The sequence below is a fragment of the Streptomyces sp. NPDC006235 genome, from assembly GCF_040613735.1.
GTDB lineage: Bacteria > Actinomycetota > Actinomycetes > Streptomycetales > Streptomycetaceae > Streptomyces.
In genome coordinates this window covers 244,342-258,747 of sequence record NZ_JBEXSR010000007.1, presented here as the reverse complement: position 1 = coordinate 258,747, position 14,406 = coordinate 244,342, and the positions used below count along the sequence as shown (strand labels likewise).

Sequence of the window (14,406 nt, the reverse complement as noted above, 5' to 3'; positions counted from 1 at the left end):
CGACGAGGTGCCGCTGCGCCCACCCGTGCCGCCTGGGGGCACCTCCCAGACCCTTAAGGCACTGGGGGGAGGCGCGAATGCCCGCAGCTCAGCCCGTAGCTAAGCCGGTTTGCGGGCGATCAGGCGGTACGTGTTCGCGAAACGTGTGCGGCGGGTCAGTGGGGCGATGAGGTGGTCTGCCAGCGCTGCCAGGGCCACGAGTGGGATGCCCGCTCGGAGCAAGGCCTCGCGGAGGTGTTGGTAGGCCAGGGGTGGGGGGCTCGCGCGCCATGGGGTGTCGGGGGCGGGGAGGGCGTGGGAGAGGGCCAGGGCCGTGGCGCCGGAGAGGTCGTGGGGGATGTGGACGGGGCGGTGGTCCAGGAGGGCGATCGTGCAGCCGGCCGCCTCCAGTTCCGCGCGGAGGTTGTGCGGGGGGAGCAGGTGCAGATGGCGGGGCTGGTCGTAGGCGAGCCACCAGCGGCCCAGGAGCGCGGCGAACACGCTGCGGGGGCTCAGGGTCTCGATGAGCAGGTGGCCGCCGGGGCGCAGGACGTCGAGGGCGGCGTGGAGTTCCGCGCGGGGGTCGGGGGTGCCCTCCAGGTGGTGGAGCATGCTGACCACGTCGTAGCGGGCGCGCAGGGGTTCCGAGATCCGGGGGTCCGTCAGGCGGCCCACGTGGGACTCCTCGACGCGGTCGGCCGGGCGGGCGCGGACCACGCGCGGGGTGTGGTCCAGGCCGTCGAACGAGGTGTACGGGAAGAACTCCCGGGCCGTCACGGGGAAGCGGGCGTGGCCCGTGCCCACGTCCAGCCAGCTCTCCGGCTCCCCGAACCGCAGCATCGCGCGGGCGGCCGAGCGGTGGCGGAACCGGCCGGCGCGCAGCGCGAGGAGGGTGTCGGCCGCGACGTCCCGGGGCGCTCCGCGCACCGTCCGGTGGTAGAGCGCGAGGCCATCGAACGTGAGGCGGGGGTTCTGGAAGGTGTGGCCGCAGTCCCGGCACTCGTCGACGGTGAAGCTGCCCGGGTTGTACCGCCGCAGGTCACCGGTGCGCAGCCGGTTCCGCAGCCGGGCGGAGCCGCACCAGGGGCAGTCCTCGCGACGCGGTTCGTGGACCCGTGTGGTCGCTTGGGGAACGGGGAGTGCGGAGGGGTCGGGCTGTGCGGGCATGGGCGGCTCCCGGGCGCGAGGCGTACGGCAGGGACGTCCGACGAACCACGTACGACAATCCGCTGCAAACCGGAACGTATGGGATGGGGATCCCGGGTGCAACGACGTCGCCTGCGCGGAGTCGCGATGTGGCGCCCTGCTGTTCGACCGGTGCCGGTACTGTTCGGCGAATGAGCTCGCTTAATCTCGACGACTTCACCGATCTGATCGAGCGTCCGGACGGCGGGGTGCGCCGTGACGCGGAGGCGCGCCGGGAGCGGCAGATCGTGCCGCCCGGGTCGCTGGGCCGCCTCGATGACCTGGGTGAGTGGCTCGCCGCGGCGCAGTCGGCCGTGCCGGTGCGGCCGATCGAACGGCCGCGGGTGGTGCTCTTCGCCGGTGACCACGGCGTCGCCGAGCTGGGCGTCTCGGCCCGGCCGGCGGGCGGCGCCGGGGAACTGGTGCGTCAGGTGCTGGAGGGCGGCCGGCCCGTGTCCGTGCTGGCGCGGCGGCTGGGCGTGCCGGTGCGGATCGTCGACATGGCCCTGGACTGCGACCCGGAGTCGCTGCCCGAGGACGTCGTGCGGCACCGGGTGCGGCGCGGCAGCGGGCGGATCGACATCGAGGACGCGCTGACCCCGGAGGAGGCCGAGGCGGCGTTCCTGGCCGGGGTCGCGTTGGCCGACGAGGAGGCCGACTCCGGTACGGACCTGGTGGTGCTCGGTGATGTGAGCGTCGGCGGGACCACGGTGGCGGGCGTGCTGGTCGCGGCGCTGTGCGGGGTCGACGCGTCGGTCGTCACCGGCCGGGGCGGGCTGGCGATCGACGACCTGGCGTGGATGCGCAAGTGCGCGGCGATCCGCGACGCGCTGCGCCGGGCCCGGCCGGTGCTCGGGGACCAGTTGCAGTTGCTGGCGACGGTGGGCGGGGCCGACCTCGCCGCGATGACGGGCTTCCTGCTGCAGAGCGCGGTGCGGAAGATGCCCGTGGTGCTCGACGGGGTCGTGACGGCGGCGTGCGCGCTGGTCGGGCAGCGGATCGCGTTCCGGGCGCCGGACTGGTGGCTGGCCGCGCACGACAGCGGTGAGCCCGGGCAGGCCAAGGCGCTGGACCGGATGGCTCTGGAGCCGCTGCTGACCCAGGGCGTGACCGTCGGCGAGGGCACGGGCGGCCTGCTCGCGCTCCCCCTGGTGCAGGCCGCGGCGGCGCTGGCGGCGGAGCTGCCCGAGAAGCCGAAGGAGTCCGAGGCGGTGGTGAGTACCGAGGCCCCCGAGGTCTCGGAGGCTTCCGAGGTTCCCTCCGAGCAGTAGCGTTCCGGGAGATCCTGGTCACGCGCACCTGGCTCAACTTCGTCCCGTCCCGGTCGGTCTTCGCGTGTGGTGTCGGTTTGACTGAGCCACAGACACCGCGCACACCCGAGGTACCGACATCCGGACGAGGACGACCCGATGACCACGCTCGCCCGCTGGGCCCGTGCCGAATGGGGGCCGCTGTACGCGGCCGTGCGCGGGCCGCTGCGGGAGCGGCGCCTGCGGGCCGTGCCGATGGCGGTCGCGGCCGTGTGCCTCACGGCCGCGCTGCACGTGGTGCACAGCCAGTCCTGGGGCTACCGGTTCGTTGAGGACATCGGGGCGGTGCGGGCCGAGGACCCGCTGTGGCTCGCGCTCCTGCGGACTCCGCTGTCGCTGTTCGTGCCCGCGCTGGACCTGCCGGTGTGGGGCGCGCTGGCGCAGCTGCTGGTGGTGTTCGGCATCGCGGAACTCTGCCTGGGCCGGCGGTGGACGCTGGTCGTCGCGTACCTCGCGACGCTCGCGGGCACGCTCTACGCCCGCCTCGGCATCTGGCTGGGCCCCGACTCCCCGCTGGGCCTGCCCGCCTCGGACGCCCGGGTCGTGGACACCGGGCCGTCGGCGGCGGTGGTGGGACTGGCCGTCTGCCTGGGCTGGCGCTACCGCGCGTACGTCACGGCCGGGGCGGTGATCGTGGCGATGGTCGCCGAGGTCGCCGTGAAGGAGAACCTGGCGGGCAAGGAGCACCTGGCGGCGATCGCGGCGGTGCTGGTGGTGTGCGCGGGCGGGGCGCTGCGCCGGCGGCACGTCAGTGGTGTTCGAGGGACCGGGGCTGCTGCGGGTCCGGCGCGCCGCCGATCCAGTCCTGGAACGCGCGCCGGGGGCCCAGCCACCGGCGGTCGTGGCGGTAGGCCCGCAGGCCGGACTTGGCGCGGGCGCGGGGGCGGCGCCGGTAGAAGCGCTTGGCCCAGTAGGAGCCGGGGCGGGCCAGCCGTACGGCGCCGATCAGGGCGATGACGGGAACGATCACACCGAAGACCGCGAGGCGGGTCTTGCCCTTGAACAGGGCGATGAGGGCGAACACGAAGTTCACGGCGATGTTCACGATCACGGTGGCGCGGTTCTGCTCCTGGTCGTCCGAGAGGCCGTCGACGCCCAGGGGCGAGAAGCCGATCAGGAGCAGGCCGACGAGGGAGGCGGTGAGGACGACCATCTCGACGCTTTTGCGGCCGGCCTCGCTCCAGTAGACGTCGGCCAGGTGCAGGACCAGGGCGAACTCGTCGAGGACGAGCCCGGCCCCGATGCCGAAGACCACTGCGGCCAGCCCCGAGCCGAAGCCGTGCTGGCCGCTGGCGACCGCGCCGAAGCCGCCGGCGATCGTCAGGATGATCCCCGGGACGACGTGGTGGACGTGGACACCGCCGCTGCCGCTGATGTTGCGGAAGGGGCCCTTGCCCGCCCGGATGAGGCGGGTGATGCCCCGGGTGATCAGGAAGGTCACCACGAAGGAGACGAGGGCCAGGAGCAGCGGCAGCTTGCCGGGTTCGATGATGTTCCGCTCCAGCCATCCCATATGTGAACTTTATCCTCGGCCGCCGCATCCGCTCTTCTGACCGGCGGGTAGCCTGCGCCGGTGCCCAGAACCTCGCCCCTCGACGGTCTCCGCTTCGCCTTCGGCACCCTCACGGTGTTCCCGGTCCGGGTGACCCGGTGGGACCGGGAGGCCGCGCGCGGCGGCATGCTGTGCGCTCCGCTGGCCGGGCTCGCGGTCGGTGCCGCCGCTGCCGCCGCCGGGCTGGTGCTGCTGTTCCTCGGCGCGGGCGGACTGCTCGCCGCCGCGGCCACCGTCGCCGTCCCCGCCGTCCTGACCCGGGGGCTGCACCTCGACGGACTCGCGGACACCGCCGACGGGCTGGGCAGCCACAAGCCCGCCGAGGACGCCCTGCGGATCATGAAGCAGTCGGACATCGGGCCGTTCGGGGTCATCGCCCTCGTCCTCGCCCTGCTCGCGCAGGCCGCCGCGCTCGCCCAGGCCTACGACGTCTCCTGGGCCCGGGGCGCGTGTGCCGCCGTCGTCTCCGCGACGGTCGCGCGGCTGGCCCTGACCCTGGCGGCCCGGGCCGGGGTGCCGGCGGCGCGGCCGGAGGGGCTGGGGGCGGCGGTGGCGGGCGCGGTGCCGGTGCGGGGGGCGGTGGTCGCCGCCGTTGCCGTCGCGGGAGCCGCGGCAGCGGCCGGTGCCGTCCTCGGGCCGTACGACATGGTCCGGGGCGTGCTCGCGGTCGTCCTCTCCCTGGCCGCCGCCGAGGTGCTGCTGCGCCACTGCACTCGCCGCTTCGGCGGGGTCACCGGGGATGTCTTCGGCGCTCTGGCGGAGACGGCGGCGACCACGGCGTTGGTCGTTCTGTCACTGGGCTGAAACGATCTCCTCGTCCCTCTCCTGAACGGGCCGCCCAGCCGCTAGCTTCCTGCCCCGACACACAAGTGATCGGGGGATGTTCATGCCGAAGCTGCGCCGTGCCCTGGCCTGGCTCGTCGATTTCGCACTGGTGGTGGCGCTGGCCTCGGCGCTCGCCGTGCTCACCTTCCACCGGATCTCGGCGCTCGTCACCGACGTGCCCGAGCTGGCCACCCGCGGCGGCCTGGATCTGCTGACCTCGCGCGGCGACGTGCTCGACGCCTCCCAGGACCTGGGGCTGACGCTGTGGGACAAGTCGGTGCTGTACGTCGAGCAGGCCTTCGGGCTGCTGGTGCTGACGGTGTTCCTCTACCAATGGGTGTGCCTGGCGGTGGCCGGGCGCACGGTCGGCAAGGCCCTGGCCGGGCTGAAGGTCACCTCGGACCTCCCGCGCGGGCTCAGGGCGGCGCGGCGGGCCGCGGTCACCACGGCGGCGGACGTCGCCGTGTACGCGGTGGCCTGTGTGCTGCTGGTCGAGGGGCAGGTCGTGCTGTCGGTGCTGGCGTGGGCGGTCGCGGTGGTGCTGTTCCTGCTGAACGCGCTGCCGGTCCTCTCCCCCGGCCGGCGGTCCCTCGCCGACCGGGTCGCGGGCACGGCGGTCACGGGGATCGGCCTCAGCATGCCTGCCGCCACGCCCCTAGTTCGTACTTCTTGAGCAGCGAACTCAGTTTCAGGCGGCGGGAGTCGGCGCAGAAGCGGCCGGTGGGCACCTCGTACTCGACGTGGAAGACGGCCTTGCCCGCCTCCACGAACGGCTTCAGGGCCCCGCACTCGTCGTACTGGGCGCACTGTTCGTTGACCGCGAAGTCGAAGTCGCCGACCAGCTCCGGGATCTGGTCCAGGTCGTTCTTCAGGCCGACGGCCAGACCCCGGTCATGGGCCAGGCGGGCGATGAGGCGGTTGTAGCGGAGCTGGTCGGCGGCGGTCAGCGGGAAGCCCGTGTCGTTGCGGTAGCCGTCCATGTTGTCGGGCTCCACCGCGTCGAAGCCCTTGTCGCGGCACATGTCCATGCGGGCCGCCATGATCGGCTCCAGGACGTCGGTGCGGCGGATGTCGAGCCAGCGTTCTCCCTCCCAGCCGTTGCCCCGGCCGAGCACCGGCTTCGGGAACTTCTTCGCGTCCGGGCGGAACTCCTCCCAGGCGCCGGTGGACAGGTAGCAGATGACCTTGCGGTGCTCGCGGTGCAGCCGGGTGACGGTGGCCTCGGAGTGGTCGAAGCCGTCGATGTCGTAGACCGGCACGTCGACCGAGGTGTCCAGCCGGCCGCTGAGCTGCCACTGCCAGGCCGTGCCGGGGCGGGGCTGCCAGCGGAGGCCGGGCTTGTCGTCGGGGCTCTGGGTGCAGCCCGCGAGCAGCAGGACGAGCAGGGCGGCGAGCAGGGGGCGTCTCACGGGGCGTTCTCCGGGTTGTGCAGGGTGTACGGCAGGGTGCCCCAAGGATGATCTCCGGTTCCGGGCACCGAGCAGTGCACCGCCGCGCCCCGCTCCCGCGCCAGGCCCTCGGAGTCCGCGCCGGGCGGCACGCCGTACACCAGGTGACACAGCCGCACCCCGCCGCCGCCCGGCCAGGGCTGGTGGGGCAGGGCCTGGTAGGAGGCCCAGGTGCCCTCGAAGGTGACGAGGACATCGGCGATGCGGGCGTAGCAGGGGTGCGGTGCCGTGCCGTGGTTGAGGACGAGGGTGCCGCAGCCGACGCCCCAGGCGGCCACCGCCAGCCCCTGGTAGTGCTCGAACTGCTCGGGCCCGGCGGGGACCTGGTCGAGGAAGGCGCCGTCGGTGCCGTACCAGTCGCGGTGCCGGGTGAGGTCGCGGACGACGTCGGTGGCGGCGCGGCGGCCGTAGTCGGTGTCGGCGTACCCCAGCACCCGGACACCCGCCGCCCTCAGCCGGCCGGCGACCTCGGCGAAGGCCGCGTCGGGGCGGTCACCGGGTCCGCTGGCCGGGTTGAGAACGACCCCGTAGAGGCGGGGCGCGGCCGCGACGATCGCGTCCCATTCGGCGGGGCGGGCGGACGGGTGCTCGTAGTACGGGACCAGGAGAGTGCTCATCGGTGGGCGGTTGCCCTCCCCAGCAGCGCGCACACCAGGACGGCCTGGACGACGGCCGCCGCGCCGTACACGGCCAGGCCCGCGGTGTGCGGGTCGCCGGTGCGGGTGGCGACGAGCAGGGTCTGGACGACTGCCGCTGCGCAGCACACCGCCGTCGCGCCGGTCACCGCGCCGAACGACTGGAGCAGCAGCCCCGTCCACAGGACCACACCCAGCAGGAGCAGCCCGGCCAGCCGGACACCGCCCGGGACCGGGGACTGCGGCCACAGGAGGGAGGCGGCGAGGCTCAGCGCGAGCAGCGCGGCGAGATAGGCGGCCAGGCACTGGGCGACCGTCAGGACCGTGGTGCGCCGGAAGTCCCGGGCGGTGCCGCTGGAGCGCAGTCCGGCGAGACTGTCGCTGCGGAAGCGGTACAGCAGCCACTCGGCGGGGCCCATGCTGAGGGTGAGCGCCACCGCGGCGGGCGCGGCGACCGCGCTGTGCTCCTCGCCGGCGAGGACGTCGCCGAGCGCCGCGTACAGCACGAGGACACCGGTGCCGAGCCCGAACAGGGCGTAGGGCAGGGAGCCCGTGAGCCGGGGACCGGCGGGGCGCCGGTGCGCGGGGACGGTGCCGAACCCGCCGAAGGGCAGCAGGGCGACGAGGCCGGCGGTCCAGGTGCCCTCGCGCGGTTCCCTCAGAGCGGGTGCCACCTCGCGGACGGCGAGGGCCGCGACCGCCGCCAGGGAGCCCAGCAGCAGGGCCAGGCTCGCGGCCTCGGGCAGCGGGTCGACCAGGGACAGGACCGCGCCCATGGCCATCGGTGCGAGCGCGGCCAGCAGGAACCGTTCGCGGCCCATCACCAGCAGTACCGTCGCCGCCGCCAGGTAGCAGGACTGCCCGGCGGCGAAGGCGACCACGGCCGGGGCGGCGGCGCCCGCGAACGCCAGGGCGACCAGTGCGCCGAGCAGCGCACCGGCCGGGGCGCCGAGCAGCAGGGCGCGCCGGGCGGCCGTCCGGTCGCCCAGCCCCAGCCAGGCGTAGGCCCGGTGGGCGAGGCCCTGGTTCCAGGTCCAGCCGCACAGGGCGCCGGCCAGGAGCGGGACCGTGCCCGCGGGGAGACCGAAGTCGCCGGGACCGGTGAACAAGGGCGCGCCGAGGACGTAGGCGAGGCCGGGCAGGGCGAAGACGACGCCGCGCAGCAGGCAGCCGAGAAGGCCGATCCGCCAGGGGTCGTGCGCCGGGCCGTCGGGCTCCGGGTAGCGGCGCTCGACCCGTTCGTAGAGGGTCTCGGCGAGCGCGAAGGAGTTCTTCACGCCGTACCGTTCGCGTATCTGGTCGTCGGAGAGGCCGTCGGACTCGAGCAGAGCGGCTATCTCGTCGGGGTGGACGGCCGCGGCTATGAAGTCCTCCAGACGGACGGCGAGTTCGTCGACCGGGTCGGGCCGGGCCCAGCTGGGGGTGCGCTGCCGGGGGATGCCGGGGAGGGTGTCCGGGCGGGAGCCCGGGGGCAGCCAGACGCTTCCGCTCACCAGCCGGCCCCGTCCGTCGCGACGGACGCGTACCAGGGGTCGCGCAGCTCCAGGGTCCAGTCGGCGACGGTCTCCAGCGTCGGCTCGTACACCTCGTCCTCGCCCGCGAGTTCCTTGTAGATGGTGCGGAAGGCGTCCACCGAGCGGCGCAGCGTGAACCGGTCGATGACGCGCTGGCGCGACAACCGGCCCAGTTCCAGGCGCCGTTCGTCGTCCTTGAGCAGCGTCAGCGCGGCGGCGGCCATCTTCTCCGGCTCGCGCGGCGGCACGACCGGACCCGTGTCGCCGACGGCCTCGCGCACTCCCCCTACGTCCGTCGACACCGTCGTACGGCCGCACGACATGGCCTCGATGATGGAGAACGGGAAGCCCTCGGAGATCGACGACAGCATGACCAGGTGCCCGGCCGCGTAGGCCCGCCAGACCTCGGTGACGCGGCCCTCGAAGGTCAGGCCGTCGGTGACGCCCAGTTCGGCGGCGAGCTTCTCCAGGCGCGTGCGGTAGGCCTCGCCGCCGGGCGGGACCGGGCCGAAGAGCCTCAGCCGGGTCGCCGGGATCTCGGCGCGCACCAGCGCGTAGGCGCGGATCAGGGTCTCCAGGTCCTTGATCGGGTCGATCCGGCCGCACCAGGACAGGGTCGGGACCTCGGGCTCGGGGCCGGCGTGCGGGAAGGCGGCCGGGTCGACGCCGTTGTAGACGGTGCGGATCTTGCCGGCGTCGGCGCCGCCGCGCTCCTCCCAGCGGCGGTTGTACTGGTTGCACGGGGTGATCAGATCGGCGGCGCGGTAGCCGTACGAGTTGAGCTCGCGGTAGAAGCCGAGCATGAAGGCCTTCACGGGCCAGCGCTGGGCGCCCTGGCGGTAGCCGAGATAGCGCTCGCGCAGGTAGATGCCGTGCTCGGTGAGCAGGAACGGCACGCCGTCCAGGTGGCGGGCGGCGAGCGCGGGCAGGGTCGCCAGGCCGCTGCTGACGGCGTGGGCGACACAGTCCTCGGGGATGCGGACGCCGAGCGGGCGCAGGGCGTGTTCCAGCAGGTCGGTCGCGGTCAGCGCGTCGTGCACGGTGGGGCGGGCGGCGGCCGTCGGCAGATGCGGCATGGTCCATATCCACATCAGGGACCGCAGCGCGGACTCGGTGCGCAGCGCCGCCGGCAGGTGTCCGTCGCGGGCGAGCACGGCCAGCTCGTTCAGGGACTCTCCGAAGTCGGCGTGCGAGCCGGGGTCGAGGAAGGAGAGCAGGAAACGCTCGTAGGTCTCGGTGAAGCTGCGGCGCGCTCTGCCGTAGGGCGGCCTTCTGCGGCCGGGGCGCGGGCCCCAGGTGGGGACCGGGGTGTGCGCGTGGACGTTGGGTGGCAGTTCCCAGGTGACGGGTTCGCGGCCGTTGCCGGTGAGCGAGACGAGGTGGAAGTCGACCTCGGGCATGCCCTTGACGAGTTGATCGCACCAGGTGCTGACGCCGCCGTGGACGTGTGGGTAGGTGCCTTCTGTGAGCATGGTGACATGACGGCCTGTTCGCCTCATGTGTGATTCCCCCTGTGGTGCGGATGTAGGTGCGGGGAACTGCTGCCCGGATGCCGAGTGCGGCTTCGTGCGGGCTGGTCGCGCAGTTCCCCGCGCCCCTTTAGGGCAGCTTCAGTGTGAGAGCCGACTGGAGTGCTGCCGGGGTCGTCCAGGCCGAGCGGGATCCCGCGTACGGGGTGCCGAAGGCGGACGTGCCCAGTACGAGTTCCTTCTTCGTGCCCTCCGGCGCGGTCACCGGGATCTGGATGCCGGACGGTGCCGTGACCGTGACCGTGTTGCCGATGCGGTACGCCGTGACACGGCCGTCGGCCAGGGCGGTCTGCCAGGCTGCGCGGCGCTGCACCTCGGTGCCGATGGCGCTGTGCCGGGGGTTCTCCAGCGGGGTGTTGTCGGCGAACAGGGCCCGGTAGTCGTCCAGGACTTTCTCCATGACCGGGTAGAGCAGCCGGTCCTCGGCCAGGTTGGACTGGTGCGCGTAGTGCGGCCGGGGGTCTCCGGCGAGGACGTGCCCGAGGGCGGTGCGCGCCTCCTGCGGGACGATGTGCTCGGCGTAGCCGGTGGTGGGGTCGAGCGGCTCGTCGAGGCAGGTGGAGGTGGGGTTGTCCTCGCAGACGCCGCTGCCGCCGTCGGCCCGCGAGGTGTAGACCCAGTTGTACTCGTCGGCCATCTCGGCCGCCGTGCCCACGTTGTAGTACACGTTCACGGGGTGGCGCGGGACGGTCAGCGCGTTGCCGACGGCCCGCTGCTCGGGCTCGCGGGAGTTGTCCGAGGCGACCCACCTGACGCCGGTGTCGGCGAGGGCGCCGGCCAGGTTGGGGTTGTCGTTCGGCTGCTGCGGCAGGGTCTTCAGGCCCGAGTGCTCGCCGGTGACCAGTTCCGTGCGGTCGACGGGAAGGCCCTTGTTCACGGCCCAGTTGTGGTTGTCGCGGATCTGCGCGGCGATCTCGGCGCGGCTCATGTACTTCGTCGAACCGTCGGCGTTCTTCGCGCAGCTCCACGGCACGGTGGAGGTGTCCTGCACGCAGCCGAGGAAGGGGTGGGTGTAGGTGTGGTTGACCCAGCGGTACTGCGCCTTGTCGGCGAGCAGCCGGTCGGTCAGCGCGTCGGTGCCGCCGTGCTGGGCCTTCCACTCCTCGCCGGAGCCGGCGTTGTAGACCATGTCCATGGTGAAGCCGTGCTCGCGCTGCCACTGGGCGGCGTGGGCGGCGTCGTCCGCGGTCATGCGGATCGGCGTGGTGCCCTCGCCGTCGCCGCCCGCGCAGTCGAAGTCGCCCGGGGTGCAGTTGCGCTCGGTGTCCCAGCGGCTGTCCGGGGCGAACACGTCGTCGATGTGCACGGCGAAGGAGTTGCGGGTCTGCCCGAGGTGCACGCCCTGGGTGAGCCACTCGACGATGCCCCGGGCCAGCAGCCGGAACTGCTGCTGGTTGCCGTTGTAGGCGAAGGTCACGACGAGTTCGCGGCGGCCGTCGTGGGCGTACTCGCCGACGAGGCTGCCGCGGCCCGAGCCGCCGGGCACGGGGATGTCGACGTAGCTGGTGAAGCCGGCGCGGGGCCGGGTCACATAGCCGTAACTCTCCTGGACGGCCGCCGCGTTGTCCTCGAACCGGAACGCGCCGTCGAGGTAGCCGAACCAGCCCGCCTTGCCGGCCGCGGTGACGGATGCCTCGCGCCCGTCAAGAGTGCCTGCCCAGCCACCCTCGCTGGTGTAGTCGAGGCCGACCTCCGGGTGCGCCCAGGTGTAGGCGTCGACCTGAGGGATGCCGTACGTCCGCTCGTAGGTCTCCAGGGCGGTCTGCTCGGCGGAGCCCGCGCCGAACGGGGATTCGTTCGGCAGGACGACGCCCTGGTACTTGGCGCGGGGGCTGCCGTTCACCGTGTCGCTCAGGAACGACTCGGTGATCTTCGGGCGGTCCGCGTCGTTCAGATCGACGGTCGCGTACGGGACGCCGGTGCTCCTGAGCTGGGCGGTCACGGCCCGGACGGAGCTGTCGCCGTTGTCCACCACCAGCACCTTCAGATCGATGCGGGGTTCCGCCGCGGCCGCCGCCCCCGGCGCCACCGCCCCGGCCGTGATCATGCCCGCCGCCGTCACCGCGGCGGCCGTGTTTCTCCACCTGCGCGCACGCTGCGCCATGGTTCCTCCCCCTGAAGATCCCAGAGATCCCCTTGCGGTCGAACAGAGGAGGATCCGTGGAAATCATGCAAAGCGGCGAGCGGGGCGCTCACCGGATCCCGATGAGTGTGACTCAGTTCACCGGCATAAAGGATCAAGAAATGGCCACTCCGCCACCGCCAGGCGAACGCCCGCAGAAATGAGCGAACACGGCCACGCGCGTAGTCTCGTCGTCGAGTGTTCGCCGCACCGGGGAAGGCCCCGCGGATACCAGACCCTGAGGTCGTGCATAGGGTCGGCTGTCGGGCCCGGTCGACCCACACCGTTCGACCACAGCAACTTCACATCGGAAGCGAGATTTCACCACCGTGACTGCTCTCACTCTCAGCACCGCCGCGGCGCCCGGTCTGCGGGCCGACGCCATCGTGATCGGTGTCGCCAAGGGTGCCAAGGGGCCGGTCGTCGCGCCGGGCGCCGAGGCCGTGGACAAGGCGTACGACGGCAGGCTCGCCGGCGTTCTGGAGACCCTCGGCGCCTCCGGTGCCGAGGGCGAGGCGACGAAGCTGCCGGCGCCGTCCGGCTTCAAGGCACCGCTCGTGCTGGCGGTGGGCCTGGGCCCGGCGCCCGAGAAGGACGCCGGTTACGACACCGAGGCCCTGCGCAAGGCCGCCGGCGTCGCCGCCCGCGCTCTGGCCGGGTCCAAGAAGGCCGCCTTCGCCCTCCCCCTGACGGACGCCGCCGACGCCGGCGCGATCGGAGAGGGCGCGCTGCTCGGCGCCTACTCCTTCGACGCCTACAAGGACAACGGCAAGGACTCCAAGGCGAAGAACGGCAAGGCCCCGCTCGCCGAGGTCGCCCTGCTCGGCGGCAAGCCCCGTGACAAGGCGTACAAGGCCGCGATCGAGCGTGCCGTCGCCGTGTCCGAGGAGCTCAACCGCGCCCGCGACCTGGTCAACACCCCGCCGAACGACCTGAACCCCGAGTCGTTCGCCGCGATCGCCCAGGCCGCGGCCAAGGAGCACGGCATCAAGGTGCAGGTGCTCGACGTGAAGGCCCTGGAGAAGGGCGGCTACGGCGGCATCCTCGGCGTCGGGGCCGGCTCGGTGGCGGGTCCGCGCCTGGTGAAGCTGTCGTACACCTCCTCGAAGGCGAAGAAGCACCTCGCCTTCGTCGGCAAGGGCATCACGTACGACTCGGGCGGCATCTCGCTGAAGCCGGCCGGTCACAACGAGACGATGAAGTGCGACATGAGCGGCGCGGCTGCGGTGTTCGCCGCGGTCGTGGCGGCCGCCCGGCTGGGGCTGGAGGTCAACGTCACCGGCTGGCTGGCCCTGGCCGAGAACATGCCCTCCGGGTCCGCGACCCGTCCGGGTGACGTGCTGCGGATGTACAGCGGCAAGACGGTGGAGGTGCTCAACACCGACGCCGAGGGCCGGCTGGTGCTGGCCGACGCCCTGTGGGCGGCGTCCCAGGAGAAGCCGGACGCGATCGTGGACGTCGCGACGCTGACCGGGGCGATGGTGCTGGCGCTGGGGAACCGGACGTTCGGGATCATGGGCAACGACGACTCCTTCCGTACGGCGCTGTACGAGGCGGCGCAGGAGGTCGGGGAGCCGGCGTGGCCGATGCCGATGCCGGAGCACCTGCGCAAGGGGATGGACTCGCCCACGGCCGACATCGCGAACATGGGCGAGCGGATGGGTGGCGGACTGGTCGCCGGGCTGTTCCTGCGCGAGTTCGTGGGCGAGGGCATCACCTGGGCGCACCTCGACATCGCCGGGCCGGCGTTCAACGAGGGCGGACCGTTCGGGTACACGCCGAAGGGCGGGACGGGCAGTGCTGTGCGCACGCTGGTGCGGCTTGCCGAGCTGACGGCGTCGGGCGACCTGGGCTGAGTTCCGCCCGAGAGCTCGGTCTCGCCGGTTGTGTGGCGAGTGCGGGGGCGTGGGGGCTGATCGCGCAGTTCCCCGCGCCCCTCAGGGCGTGACCCCGCCGTCGGTCACAGGTCAGCGTAGGGGCAGGTCGCGCCCGCGCGGCGGAGCCGCAGATCAGACACAGCCCCGCGCCCCACAGGGCGTGACCCCGCCGTCCGTCACAGATCAGCGTGGGGGCAGGTCGCGCCCGCGCGGCGGAGCCGCAGATCAGACACAGCCCCGCACCCCTCAGGGCATGACCCCGCCGTCCGTCACAGATCAGCGTGGGGGCAGGTCACGCCCGCGCGACGGAGCCGCAGATCAGACACAGCCCCGCGCCCCACAGGGCATGACCCCCAGCGCGTCACATCTGAACGTGGGGCGTCTCACACAGCAGCCCGGCGTCTCCTTCTGTGCTGACAAGTGCGAAGAT

General features: G+C 73.0%; 11 protein-coding genes and 1 pseudogene. 5 read left to right on the top strand and 7 right to left on the bottom strand.

Features of this window, described 5'->3' with window-relative positions; translation table 11 throughout:
- Nucleotides 1–99 precede the first annotated feature (99 nt).
- Entirely contained in the window at nt 100–1,146 is a 1,047-nt protein-coding gene (locus ABZ192_RS12145) for a class I SAM-dependent methyltransferase (RefSeq protein ID WP_356924400.1), read from the bottom strand.
- A gap of 170 nt (nt 1,147–1,316) precedes the next feature.
- Between ABZ192_RS12145 and cobT the strand changes: the two genes are divergently transcribed.
- Together cobT and ABZ192_RS12135 are read left to right on the top strand one after the other, a co-directional pair.
- The gene (cobT, locus tag ABZ192_RS12140) at nt 1,317–2,435 is read left to right on the top strand and encodes a nicotinate-nucleotide--dimethylbenzimidazole phosphoribosyltransferase (protein WP_356924399.1); all 1,119 of its coding nucleotides are present in this window, start codon (nt 1,317–1,319) and stop codon (nt 2,433–2,435) included.
- A 138-nt stretch (nt 2,436–2,573) separates the two neighbouring features.
- Nucleotides 2,574–3,218 (top strand): annotated as a pseudogene (locus ABZ192_RS12135) (hypothetical protein); the annotation flags it as partial.
- 4 nt (nt 3,219–3,222) lie between these two features.
- On the opposite strand, the gene ABZ192_RS12130 reads toward ABZ192_RS12135, so the two are convergent.
- Nucleotides 3,223–3,987, bottom strand: a complete 765-nt coding sequence (locus ABZ192_RS12130) for a hypothetical protein (RefSeq protein ID WP_356924398.1) — start codon at nt 3,985–3,987, stop codon at nt 3,223–3,225.
- A 60-nt stretch (nt 3,988–4,047) separates the two neighbouring features.
- Here ABZ192_RS12130 and ABZ192_RS12125 point away from each other — a divergent pair, with 60 nt between their 5' ends.
- Nucleotides 4,048–4,830, top strand: coding sequence for an adenosylcobinamide-GDP ribazoletransferase (locus ABZ192_RS12125; protein WP_356924397.1), 783 nt, complete (start codon nt 4,048–4,050; stop codon nt 4,828–4,830).
- Between the two features lie 82 nt (nt 4,831–4,912).
- The gene (locus tag ABZ192_RS12120) at nt 4,913–5,524 is read left to right on the top strand and encodes an RDD family protein (RefSeq protein WP_356924396.1); all 612 of its coding nucleotides are present in this window, start codon (nt 4,913–4,915) and stop codon (nt 5,522–5,524) included.
- On the opposite strand, the gene ABZ192_RS12115 is transcribed toward ABZ192_RS12120, so the two are convergent.
- The 5 genes from ABZ192_RS12115 to ABZ192_RS12095 form a co-directional block, all read right to left on the bottom strand.
- Entirely contained in the window at nt 5,484–6,260 is a 777-nt protein-coding gene (locus ABZ192_RS12115; RefSeq protein ID WP_356924395.1) for an endo alpha-1,4 polygalactosaminidase, read from the bottom strand. The genes ABZ192_RS12120 and ABZ192_RS12115 overlap by 41 nt on opposite strands.
- Nucleotides 6,257–6,916, bottom strand: a complete 660-nt coding sequence (locus ABZ192_RS12110) for a spherulation-specific family 4 protein (RefSeq protein WP_356924394.1) — start codon at nt 6,914–6,916, stop codon at nt 6,257–6,259. The genes ABZ192_RS12115 and ABZ192_RS12110 overlap by 4 nt, the downstream gene beginning before the upstream one ends.
- On the bottom strand, nt 6,913–8,427 hold the full coding sequence (locus tag ABZ192_RS12105; RefSeq protein ID WP_356924393.1) for a hypothetical protein: 1,515 nt from the start codon (nt 8,425–8,427) through the stop codon (nt 6,913–6,915). Before ABZ192_RS12105 ends, ABZ192_RS12110 begins: the two co-directional genes overlap by 4 nt.
- Entirely contained in the window at nt 8,424–9,947 is a 1,524-nt protein-coding gene (pelF, locus tag ABZ192_RS12100) for a GT4 family glycosyltransferase PelF (RefSeq protein WP_356924392.1), read from the bottom strand. Before pelF ends, ABZ192_RS12105 begins: the two co-directional genes overlap by 4 nt.
- A gap of 100 nt (nt 9,948–10,047) precedes the next feature.
- Nucleotides 10,048–12,081, bottom strand: a complete 2,034-nt coding sequence (locus ABZ192_RS12095; protein WP_356924391.1) for a hypothetical protein — start codon at nt 12,079–12,081, stop codon at nt 10,048–10,050.
- A gap of 347 nt (nt 12,082–12,428) precedes the next feature.
- On the opposite strand from ABZ192_RS12095, the gene ABZ192_RS12090 reads away from it, so the two are divergent.
- Nucleotides 12,429–13,955, top strand: a complete 1,527-nt coding sequence (locus tag ABZ192_RS12090; RefSeq protein ID WP_356924390.1) for a leucyl aminopeptidase — start codon at nt 12,429–12,431, stop codon at nt 13,953–13,955.
- Nucleotides 13,956–14,406: the final 451 nt, after the last annotated feature.